Raw genomic sequence first — 10,982 nt, forward strand, 5'->3', positions numbered from 1 at the left:
GTCACGTTCGGGCTGCGGTATCACTCAGATGCCGCAGTAGTTCTTCAATCACCGGATTCTCCAGCGCCTGCATGGCATAGCAAATCCCGACCCGGCGTAGTAGCGGATAGCCGGGAAGGGGCAATGAAGCCAGCGCACAGCGCGCATCAACCAGCGGGGCAGGCGCAATTGTCAGGCCATAGCCCGCTTCCACTAAATCCAGTGCCAGCGTAAAGCTCCCCGCATTTGCGGCGGGCTGGCTGGCGTTGGCGCCGTAAAAGGGCAGAAAACGCTGGTGCGAATCGTGGCCTGGCAGCATCACCCAGGGTGAGTCGTGCAACTGTTCTATGGTCAAATTGGATGTGTGGCTGAGCGGATGATTGAGCGGTAAAGCCAGCACGTAATGCTCTTCATACAACGGAATAAACAGCTCGTCTTCGCAGCGCAGACTCTCACAGGCCAGCCGAATGTCGCCCGTACAGCCGGGGTCTAACGTCAGCAGTACATCCGGCAGCGCCTGTCTTGCCCGTTCCAGTACGCGAGTAAGATGAGCAGAAGCGACATCTTGTTCAATCCCGAGCGTTAGCGGCGTTTTATCGTGACGTTTACGAAAGCGTGAGGCCAGCGCCGCCATGTCACTTACCATGCGTCGGGCGTGAGGATAGAGCACGCGTGCGTCGTCGGTCACATCCACACCACGTGTTCTGCGAATAAACAGCGGCGTTCCTAAATCGTCCTCCAGCGCCTTGATGGTGGCGTATAACGCGGGCTGTGTCAGACTTAACTGCTGAGCGGCGCGGGTGATGTTGCGTTCTTCGAAGACGCAGATAAAAGCTTTGAGCTGGCGCTTATCCATAGAAATTTATTATGACGGTGAAAGAAATAAACCATTTTTCACCAAATCTGCGGCGATTTAAAGTAGCGGCATGACCATAGTCATCATTTTTATTTATGAGGAATTGCCATGAGTACTGCATCTAAACCGTTAATCGTGATCACTGGCGCAAGCTCCGGCATCGGCCTTGCCACCGCCAAACTGCTCTCTGCTAAAGGTCACGCGTTACTGCTGCTGGCGCGTCGTGTAGAACGTATGACGGCGCTTAATCTGCCGAATACGTTGTGCCGCGCGCTGGATGTGACGGACCGTGCGGCATTCAGCGCGGTGATTAAAGAAGCAGAAGCGCAGTTTGGCCCGGTGGATGCGCTGGTCAATAACGCCGGCGTGATGCTGCTGGGTAACATTGAACAGCAGGACCCGAATGAATGGGATCGGATGCTGGATGTGAATGTGAAAGGGCTGCTAAACGGTGTGCATGCGGTTACGGAAGGGATGATTGCGCGCAAAGCGGGCACCATCATTAACATCAGTTCCGTTGCCGGGCGTAAAACATTCCCCAATCACGTGGTGTATGTCGGCACAAAATTTGCCGTACACGGTATGTCAGAAAACCTGCGTGAAGAATTGTCGCCGCATAATGTGCGCGTGGTGGTGATTGCGCCGGGCGCGGTGGAAACTGAACTGCTAAGCCACACGACCAGCGATGAAATCAAAACCGGTTATCAGGCCTGGAAAGAGGATATGGGCGGAAAAGTACTGAGCCCGGAAGATGTGGCGAACGCCATCGACTTTGCCTATTCTCAGCCGCAGTACGTCTGCATTCGCGAAATTGTGCTGGCCGCGACTCGTCAGGGCGCGTGACAGAACAACGGCCTGATAGCGTGTTGCGGATCAGGCCATTTGCGTTACTGCAGATTTCCGGCAGTCAAATTTTCTGCATCAAAAGCGTGGCTGACATCGATATGATTCTGTCCAACCGAGGTATCGATGTTTGAGCCCGCTTCAACGCGGGTATTGTCTGCAGCCAGCGCGTCGGTGGATAACACAGAAGCCAGTGACAGCGTCGCGATAAGGGCAAATGATTTGATAGATTTCATGATAAGACTCCTTCATACAACCAGAGGGTAAGGTCGTTGTTGTTTTGATAACCCTAAGGATAAAGTGTGACGGCGATCATGAAAATCGGAATGTTTTGCTGTTCTTGTTCAAAAAAATAGAATGACTTTGGGTCATCTTTTTCAGCAGACATTTGACGTCTCTGGCTGACGCGTGTAAAACCCACCTACCTTATTACTTACTTTTATTTTCCTCGCCCGATAGCGATGATTATCGTGGCAGCGAAAAGTATTCCCATGCGCATTATTATATTTTTAATTTTCACCGGGTTATTGTTACCGATAATGACCATGCCTGCGACAGTCCATGCCGCCAGTGGTGCAATAAGCTGTGAGTTTTCCGGCGGAAATAGTTTTTCCTTTGGCTCGCTGGCAATTGGTTCGACCGCCACGACAATCGCCAGCGCCAAATACACATGCCACCTTCAGGATTACACGCCAGGGGTTAATCACTATGCGAATATTTGTCTCAGCAGTGAAGATGCGCCGCCCTTTAAAATGCACTCAAACGGCGACGGCCAGGGTAATGTGTATACGCTGCTTTTTCGCGTCTATAACCTGAGCGATCCTGCGCAGGGATTGCAGCAAAATGATAATTTGATGCAGCAAACCATCATGTTGAACACCAATAATACAACGGTGGGGGGAACCTTTAATCTCAGGGGAATTGTTCCGGCCGGGCAGAATGATATTCCCGCTTATGCCTATTATAACTACAGCATGACGATGCGCATTCGCTGGAACACCGAGACCAGTGCGGATGCACTGGCATCCTGTCAGTCCGGGCAGGCGCAGAACAGCGCAACCAACGGCGGTAATACGCAAAGTTCGGCGTCTGTTTCTGATAGTTGCGCGATTCAAAGCGTCTCGAATCTGGATTTTGGCCTGCTGAAGGCCTCGACGCTGCGCCAGCAAACCCTTAAAACCAGCGCGCAGGTTCAGGTGCGATGCCCGTTGGGAACTGCATTTTCCCTGGGTATTGATAACGGCAGTCATGCCAATGGCGATAGCAGGCAGATGTGTAACGGTAATAACCGTTGCCTGACGTACACGCTTTGGCAGGACAGCGCTGCATCAATGCCGTGGGGCAATATCGCCAACGTCAATCTCGTGGATGTCTCCAGTGCCAGCGGATCGGCGCAATCCTTTGTTGTATACGGGGAAGTGCCCTCCGGGCAAGCGGTGAACGGGGATGGCATATTTAGTGATGACGTGGTGATAACGCTGACGTATTAATGGGGTGACTCATAAAAAGCATCAAATAATCCGCATTTAATAATTACTTAATAATATTAATCTGCATATCTGAATAATATTGGATTATTCATCACATGCCGATTTCTTCAACGGGAAACAGGCGTTTCTTTACGGAGGTGTTAAAGGTGTGTGTTTTTACCTGGCACCTTTTTATAACATGCAACCCAATTTGTGTGCATTTTCTTTTTCTGCTTGCTGACTCACTTTAAGATTAATCAAAATATAGCATGAAATTTATTTAGTCACGCCTTGAAACGGCAAAATAGAATGCATAACAAATCAAACTATCACTCCTGGTGATAACCCAATACGGTGCTGTATTATGAATGCGAAGCGAATCTCTTTTATTTTTGCCTTAGTGATGCCAGTGGCGTTGAGCGCACATGCGCAAGACGGCAGTACATCGGCAAATATGCACGTTACGCTGGAAGTCCTCAAATCCTGCGCAGTCTCTGCAGAAGATATGAATTTTGGTGAACATGCCTCATCAGAAACAGCCGAACTCACGGCCGATTCCACCGTGACGGTCACCTGTACCAGCGGAACGGAATATAAACTGAACGCAACCAGCGCCAACGGTGGGTCGGATAACTTTACCCTGGTGTCCGGAAGCAGCAGCGTTGCATATAACCTGTACGCGGATGACGCCAAAACGCAGCAGGTAACCTCTACCACGCCAATTGAAAATATGACCGGCACGGGCAACGAACAAGAAATAACCCTGTACGGCAAGATTGCCAGCGGCGCGCTGGCGCAGGTACCCGCAGGAACGTACGAAGACGATGTCACGTTGCAAGTGACTTACTAACGATGCTACGTCACCTCCCTTATTGTTTCACGTTATGGTTGCTGGCCGGGCTGAGTGTCAGCGCCAGCGCTGCTACGTTACAGGTCGCCCCGGTGCTTCTCACTCTGAAACCGGGCGAACAGGCCGCCGCGCTTTATCTTTCTAATACCGGGCGAGAGCCGATTCAGGCACAAGTTCGCGTCGCGTCGTGGACGCAGGTCAACGGCAAAGATACGCTCACACCCACGACAGACGTCGCCAGCAGCCCCGCAATGACGCGGATTGCTCCTGGAAATCGCCAACTGGTGCGAGTGGTGATTTTGAATCCGCATACGGACAACCGCCAGCACAGCTACCGCTTACTGATTGATGAACTGCCTGACCTGCAGGCTTCGCATGCCGAAGAGAATGCGGTCCACTTCCTGCTGCGTTACTCGATCCCGGTTTTTATCGCGGGGGAAGAAGGCGCGAACCGCGAGCCGCTGACCTGCGCCTGGGATGCCCGCCGTCGCGTGCTGAGTTTCGCCAACCCAGGGCAGCAGTACGCGCGATTGAGTGACATCGCAATTCTCTCCGCCTCAGGAACGCAAATTGCCGATATCCGCGGGCTTGCCGGCTACGTGCTGGCCGGAAGCCGGGTCGACATTCCGGTTAAATATCGCGGTAACACGCCGCCTGCCACTTTGAATCTGCATCTGAACAGCCATAACGATGACTGCGTACTCTCCTCAGGCATATCGGTTTCTGCCACTGGTATGTCTTCTTCTGCCTCTTTGCGCAGAGGCTGACGAGCAGCGCGAATGGCTGGAGATCTCCCTCAATCAGGCGGTGTATTCGCGCCTGGTTGAAGTGGATATCCGCGATGGCGCATATTGGATTTCGTCACAGGATGCCAAAAAATAGGACTCAAGCCTGCTGACTCGCCATCGGCTTGGATAGCGCTGGCTTCGCTGAAGGGCGTTGAGGTGGCCTATGACGCCATAAACCAACGGCTCAATATCCATGCGGCGCAGGAAGCCCTGGGAGGTAAGCAAAGGCTTCACCCGCAGGCGCAAGACCCGCTGACCTATGCGCAGGCTCAGCCACTCAGCTCCCTGATGATGGCGTATACCCTCAATTACGCCACAAGTCAGGAGGTTAAACAGACCAGCGCACAAACCCGTTTCAGCGCTTCAGGCTGGCTACCCGGTACGCTGACCAGCAGTTTTAATGCGCTGCATCGGCAAACCGCGACGGCATCGACCCGCCGCAATACACGCTTAATGAGCACCTGGCAGTTCGACAGTCCGACACATCTGGCGTCATTGAGCGTGGGCGATAACATCACAACGGGCGTTGGCTGGAGCCGTCAGGTGCGCTTTGGCGGTGTTCATCTGGCGCGAAATTTCGGCCTTGACCCGCAGCTCAACACCCTGCCGCGCCAGACGTTCAGCGACACCGTGGCGCTGCCTTCGACGGTGGATCTCTACGTTGATGGCCTGAAGCAGAGTTCCGGCCACGTCACGCCGGGGCAATACATCCTGGAAACGACGCCGACATTTACCGGAATGGGGCAGGCGCAGGTGGTGGTAACCGATATTAACGGCAATCGCAAAACCGTTTCCCTCGATCTCTACGGCACGCCGCGCATGCTGGCGCAGGGGCTCAGTAGCGGTTCGCTGGATATGGGCTGGATGCGCAAGCACTACCGTACGCGCTCTGCTGATTATGAATCACCGTTGCTAACTGACGCTGGCTGGCGTTACGGCGCCACGCAGCAGCTTACGCTGGAGGCCCACGCCGAACAGCAGCAGGATATGTACAACGGTGGGCTCGGCGCATACTGGATGCCGATAATGGGGCTGGGGGTGATAAATGGTTTTGCTGTCGCCAGCCAGGGCCCGGACGGCGCAGGGAAAAAATATGGCGGAGGCTACCAGTGGAGCGGCTACGGTGTCTCTTTTGCAGCAACGAGCACCATCAACAGCGCACGTTTTGCGGATAACGCATCTCTAAGCGGTTCCACTCCGCTGCGGCGTAGCGACGCTGTTTGGCTTAGTGGCAACGTACCGCAACTGGGTACTTTCGGCGCGGGTCTGGTCCGTCAGAGTGCCGATTCACTACAAAGCCGTTATCTTAATCTCTCCTGGTCGAAAAGTCTGGGGCGAGGCTATTTCACCAGCCTCAGCTATACCCGGGAGCTAAGGGATCATGCTCAGCAGTTGACCTTCACGCTGACCGTTCCCTTCGGCCGCGAGGATCTGGTGAACGTGCAGGCTCAGGGGCAAAACCGCCAGTGGAACTATCGCCACCAAACGGAAAATAATAACGATGGCTGGCGCTGGCAGGTAGGGCAAAGTAGCGGCAGTTCCGGCACGCGTTCCGCGGATATCGGCAATGCTAGCCCCAGGGGAGAATGGCATATTGGAACCAATCAGTATGGTTCTGACAAGAGTTGGTACGCCAGTAATGAAGGCAGCATTGCACTGCTCGGCAAGCAGTTCTTTCTGCTACGTCGCACAGATTCCGGCTTAGCGCTGGTGTCGACCGACGGGTTTGCTCATGTCCCGGTGCATCTGGAGAATCGTCTGGTGGGGGAAACCGATGATAAGGGCTATCTCTTGCTGACGGATATTCCTGTGTGGAACAACAGTAAAATCACGATCGATCCCTTAGGCCTGCCGCCATCTGTGCCTGCTACCAATGTCGATATGAACGCGCTGCCGGGCAAAACGCAGGCGGTGCTGGCCGATTTTGGCCTGAAAGCGACGGTCTCGGCGATGGTTTATCTGCATGATGAACAGGGAAATGCTGTGCCAATGGGCAGCCGGGTTGCCATTAAAGGCATGGCGGGTTATCAGATGGTCGGGCGGGAAGGGGGGGTATGGCTGGAAAACCCGCCGTTACCGGCCGATATTACCGTCTTTATGGGGCGCGAGTCGTGCCATCTTAGGCTACCACCGATTACCGGTAAGCAATATATTCAATATGGCGTAAAAATCTGTAGCCGTACTAACAAGGGCCCTTAATCGATAAGGGCCCCGTTGGCGCTACAATGTCTGATGGGTATTTTCGTGAATAAAATTGATAAAGGTGGATAACGCTTGAGAGGTGTTATTTTTCATCCAGTTAATCATGATATCGAGCTTAAATGACGGGACGTTAATATCTTTCATCACCACCCGATTCGCCGGTAAAATTGAGCGAAAAGAATCCGGTACAATCGCAATGCCTAAACCCGCACTGACCAACGAGGGGAGCAAAAGCGGGTGCGATGTTTGATGATGCACATCTGGAGTAAATCCGCATAACGTTTTGATGGCATCGCTGGTGGTATAATCTGCTGTTGCATAAACGATAAAGGGCTCTCCCGCCAGTTGCGTAAAACTCAGTGATGATTTATCAGCCAGATGATGGTTGCGTGGCATAATCACTTTTAGCGGATCGGAGGACAACCATAAGCAAGACGTTTCGACATCATGCGGAACATCCAGATTAGTGAAAAACCCAACGTCGATTTCGCCATCAATCAGCCGTTTACTTTGGTGGAAGTCACTGTGCTCAATCATGTTGATATTAATTTCCGGATACCTTATCTGGAACCGGCTAATTAATCGGCCCATAATATCGCTGTGCGCGGTAATACTGGAATAAAATATATTTAATGTCCCTGAGATCCCTTCCGCCAGATCGCTTGCTGCTTCAAGAAAGCTTTCTGACGCCATTAAGGCAGAGCGGGCCTTGCCCAGCAATAATGCGCCCTGTGTGGTGAGTTGCACGCTGCGTGTGGTACGGATAAAAAGCGGCGTGCCTACTTGTTCTTCAAGTGACTTTATCAATGCGCTTAATAGTGGTTGGCTAATGTTGAGTTTCTCTGCAGTTCGTCGAAAATGTAATTCTTCAGCGAGGCAAACGAAAGCACGTAAATATTTCGTATCCATTGTTTAACATTTCATCATTATAATAACTAATTGCGTGAGTGTATGTTGCAAGCGTTGAATGTGTGCAAGAAGAGAATATGACTCGGTATAATAAAGAAACAACATTATCTGTTTTTTATTTTACTGTCTATTCAATAATAAAAGATATCCTAATAACCGTTAAAATATATTATAAAAAGTTAATAAATGTCAATATAGGTTTTTTCTGTGTTTTGCATTAACAGGAGTTGGAAAATGCTGTAGGGTGTTGTAATTCGGAGGAAAAAAGACTTTATTTATAATATCTGATCAATCCAATATTATTAATTAAATAGTGCCAATAATAAATAAAAGCATCATATCAAATGTGTCTTTAGGGACATTATGGCAGAAACCGGCATGAAAAGGAGATAGCGCTTAATAGTTACCGGAGAGAGTGGATAAGATATGTTTATAGATCAAATTAAAAGCCCGACGGAGTGGGGTGAAAATGCCTGCCCATACGCAGGAGATCAAAATTGCCCGTTTTCCCGTCGGGTTTCACAGAAAGAGCTCACTGGCCCGGCCCGTCGAATACCAGGCGTTTTATTCTGCCACCATCCACATATCCGCTTCTTCAAACATCTCTTCCAGCATTCGGTTAAGTTTTTCCCGATCGCTTTTGCTGGCGTCGCTGTTCAGGCCATTGGCCTGCATCGGTTTTACGCGCACATCGGCATCAGGGAAGAGGCGATGTACCCGTTTAGTCAGCTCCGCTAAGATGATTTCACGCGCATCAGGTAACCCTGCAACGTTACGTTTATCGTAAACCAGTTCTACAAACATACTGTCTCCAAATACTGAATTTTTATACAGTATTATGCGCTATAACCGGGGGCGGACGTCAACAGATTTGTCACGCGTATCCCGCAAATCGCGCACCATATTTCAAAAATGTTAATAACCTTCTGCGTAATTGTTATTTTGTGGCCATAAGGCTTTCCCCTACAGTGGCGAAACAGAAACAACAATAATCACATCGCACATTTGGGGCCGCACCATGCACGCTAAAAAAACCTTTTTCGCCAGAACCGCATCTGCGCTGGTGCTAACGTTCGCCGCGTCTTACAGCCAGGCAGAAGCGTTACCGACATTAAGCCTTGATTATGCTTACTACGCCCCGGAAAGCCTGATTGTGAAGAAAAATCACTGGCTGGAAGATGAATTAAAACCGCAGGGGACGGAAGTGCGCTGGGTATTATCGCGTGGCTCGAATAACTCGCTGGAGTTCCTGAACAGCGGCTCAACGCAGTTTGCGCTCACCTCCAGTATTTCGGCGTTTGTCAGCCGCACCAACGGCCAGCCGGTGAAAGCGGTGTACAGCTATCTCTGGTACGTTCCGAGCCTACTGCTCATTCAAAAAGATTCACCGCTGAAATCGATCGATGAGCTGAAAGGCAAGAAAATTGCGGCGACCAAAGGTACCGATCCCTATTTCTTCCTGCTGCGCGCACTGGAAGCCAACCAACTGAAACCGAGCGATGTGAACATTGTTCATCTTCAGCATCCTGATGGTCGTACCGCTCTGGAGCAGGGGCGCGTTGACGCCTGGGCCGGGCTGGACCCGCATATGGCGGCGGGGCAACTGGCAGGAGATAAAGTGCTCTACAGCAACGACACATTTGGCGTTGCGGCATTCCTTAATACCAACGAGAAATTCCTTGCGGAACATCCTGACACGGTAAAACAGGTGATTGCCGCTTACGACAAAGCGCGCCAGTGGATCATCGCCAATCCGGACGAAGCAGTGAAAGTGATTGCCGCAGAAACCAAACTGCCGGAGCCGGTTATCAAGCTGCAGCTCAGCCGTTATGACCTGACCAAACCGCTCCCTGGCGAGGCACATCTGAATGCCATCAAACCGGTGATTCCTCTGCTACAGCAGGACAAAATTTTGCGTTCCGGCACCGATCCTGAAAAAGCGTTGAACACGCTGGTGGATAGCGCGCAGGCCAGGCAGGTTGTGGGGGAATAAGCCTATGTCCGATATCATGCGGGGGACGAAGGTTAAACCGCCACGACGATTTACCGTTAAGCGCTATAACCTGCGCGGCTGGGCGCTGCCGATTCTGGCGGCGCTGGCCGTGGAGGTAATCGTGCGGCTGGGGATTATCCCGGCGTGGGTGATGCCGCCTCCGGAAGAGCTTTTCTACAGCTTTGTCGAGCTGGCGCAAGGAGAACTCTGGCAGCATATTCTGGCCAGTTCTCTGCGTGTACTGGCAGGCTTTACCCTCGGTGCGTCGTTGGGCGTTCTGGTGGGATCGCTGGTGGGATTGAGCCGCAGCCTCGAAAGCTGGCTTGACCCAACATTTCAGGCGTTGCGCGCGGTCCCAAGCCTCGCATGGGTGCCGTTGCTGCTTATCTGGATGGGCATCGACGAAAGCGCCAAAATCACGCTGATTGCCATTGGCGCATTTTTCCCGGTATATCTCAACCTGGTGGCGGGTATTCGCAACGTTGACCGCAAACTGATTGAGCTCGGCACGCTCTATCGCCTGAGCGGGGCGCAGCTAATCCGCCGTATTATCCTTCCCGCCGCACGGCCTTACCTGTTTACCGGGCTGCGCAGTGGGCTTTCAATGTCCTGGCTTTGCGTGGTGGCGGCAGAACTGCTGGCGGCGACGCAGGGGGTCGGCTATCTGCTGACCGATGGTCGCGAAAATTCGCGTCCGGACCTGGTGCTGGTGGCGATAATTACGCTTGCGATGATGGGCAAACTTTCCGATAGCCTGCTGAAAAAACTGGAAAACCGCATGATGGCCTGGCGGGATAACTATGAAGGAGGTCGTTAATCATGGAGGCAATTTTACGGCTGGCGCACATTGAGAAAAGCTTTGCCGAACGCACAATTCTGCGCGATATCCACATTCGCCTGGACGAGGGCGAAATCGTTAGCCTGCTCGGTGCCAGCGGCTGTGGTAAAAGCACACTGTTGCGAATCGCTGCCGGGCTGGACACCGATTATCGTGGGCGTTGCCTTTACGGCGAAGAGCAGAGCACCCGCCAGGATCACCACGCCGTTTCCTGAATTCTTTTCATGCATTTTTTACCTTTTATCGCCGCGTGGC

12 protein-coding genes are annotated in these 10,982 nt (G+C 52.1%); 8 read left to right on the forward strand and 4 right to left on the reverse strand.

Annotated elements, in window-relative coordinates:
- Window position 1: 1 nt before the first annotated feature.
- Window positions 2–835, reverse strand: coding sequence for a LysR family transcriptional regulator (locus F0Q32_RS01330; RefSeq protein WP_149461631.1), 834 nt, complete (start codon window positions 833–835; stop codon window positions 2–4).
- Between the two features lie 108 nt (window positions 836–943).
- On the opposite strand from F0Q32_RS01330, the gene F0Q32_RS01335 reads away from it, so the two are divergent.
- Window positions 944–1,678: an SDR family oxidoreductase gene (locus tag F0Q32_RS01335; protein WP_149461632.1), complete on the forward strand. Its 735-nt coding sequence runs from the start codon at window positions 944–946 to the stop codon at window positions 1,676–1,678.
- A 44-nt stretch (window positions 1,679–1,722) separates the two neighbouring features.
- Here F0Q32_RS01335 and F0Q32_RS01340 read toward each other — a convergent pair whose 3' ends face one another.
- A complete protein-coding gene (locus F0Q32_RS01340) occupies window positions 1,723–1,914 on the reverse strand; it encodes a hypothetical protein (protein WP_370516863.1) in 192 nt (63 codons plus the stop codon).
- 255 nt (window positions 1,915–2,169) lie between these two features.
- Here F0Q32_RS01340 and F0Q32_RS01345 point away from each other — a divergent pair, with 255 nt between their 5' ends.
- The 4 genes from F0Q32_RS01345 (at window position 2,170) to F0Q32_RS01360 (ending at window position 6,984) form a co-directional block, all read left to right on the forward strand.
- Window positions 2,170–3,168 carry a spore coat protein U domain-containing protein gene (locus F0Q32_RS01345; RefSeq protein ID WP_188016806.1) on the forward strand — a complete coding sequence of 333 codons (999 nt, stop codon included), beginning with the start codon at window positions 2,170–2,172 and terminating at the stop codon, window positions 3,166–3,168.
- A 343-nt stretch (window positions 3,169–3,511) separates the two neighbouring features.
- Window positions 3,512–3,997, forward strand: a complete 486-nt coding sequence (locus tag F0Q32_RS01350; RefSeq protein WP_149461634.1) for a spore coat U domain-containing protein — start codon at window positions 3,512–3,514, stop codon at window positions 3,995–3,997.
- 2 nt (window positions 3,998–3,999) lie between these two features.
- Window positions 4,000–4,764 (forward strand): molecular chaperone, encoded by a 765-nt coding sequence (locus tag F0Q32_RS01355; protein WP_149461635.1) that lies wholly within the window; start codon window positions 4,000–4,002, stop codon window positions 4,762–4,764.
- 84 nt (window positions 4,765–4,848) lie between these two features.
- A complete protein-coding gene (locus F0Q32_RS01360) occupies window positions 4,849–6,984 on the forward strand; it encodes a fimbria/pilus outer membrane usher protein (protein WP_149461636.1) in 2,136 nt (711 codons plus the stop codon).
- Between the two features lie 21 nt (window positions 6,985–7,005).
- On the opposite strand, the gene F0Q32_RS01365 is transcribed toward F0Q32_RS01360, so the two are convergent.
- Entirely contained in the window at window positions 7,006–7,896 is an 891-nt protein-coding gene (locus F0Q32_RS01365) for a LysR family transcriptional regulator (RefSeq protein ID WP_149461637.1), read from the reverse strand.
- Window positions 7,897–8,460: 564 nt separating this feature from the next.
- Window positions 8,461–8,700 (reverse strand): DinI family protein, encoded by a 240-nt coding sequence (locus F0Q32_RS01370; protein ID WP_015964953.1) that lies wholly within the window; start codon window positions 8,698–8,700, stop codon window positions 8,461–8,463.
- 214 nt (window positions 8,701–8,914) lie between these two features.
- Here F0Q32_RS01370 and F0Q32_RS01375 point away from each other — a divergent pair, with 214 nt between their 5' ends.
- Genes F0Q32_RS01375 through F0Q32_RS01385 form a run of 3 tightly spaced genes read left to right on the forward strand, consistent with a single transcriptional unit; the run spans window position 8,915 to window position 10,942 of the window.
- On the forward strand, window positions 8,915–9,889 hold the full coding sequence (locus F0Q32_RS01375; protein ID WP_149461638.1) for an aliphatic sulfonate ABC transporter substrate-binding protein: 975 nt from the start codon (window positions 8,915–8,917) through the stop codon (window positions 9,887–9,889).
- A 4-nt stretch (window positions 9,890–9,893) separates the two neighbouring features.
- Window positions 9,894–10,706, forward strand: coding sequence for an ABC transporter permease (locus F0Q32_RS01380; RefSeq protein ID WP_149461639.1), 813 nt, complete (start codon window positions 9,894–9,896; stop codon window positions 10,704–10,706).
- Window positions 10,707–10,708: 2 nt separating this feature from the next.
- A complete protein-coding gene (locus tag F0Q32_RS01385) occupies window positions 10,709–10,942 on the forward strand; it encodes an ATP-binding cassette domain-containing protein (RefSeq protein WP_255475125.1) in 234 nt (77 codons plus the stop codon).
- Window positions 10,943–10,982 lie beyond the last annotated feature (40 nt).

Origin of the sequence: Pseudocitrobacter sp. 73 (genome assembly GCF_008369545.1) — a bacterium.
Lineage (GTDB): Bacteria > Pseudomonadota > Gammaproteobacteria > Enterobacterales > Enterobacteriaceae > Pseudocitrobacter > Pseudocitrobacter vendiensis.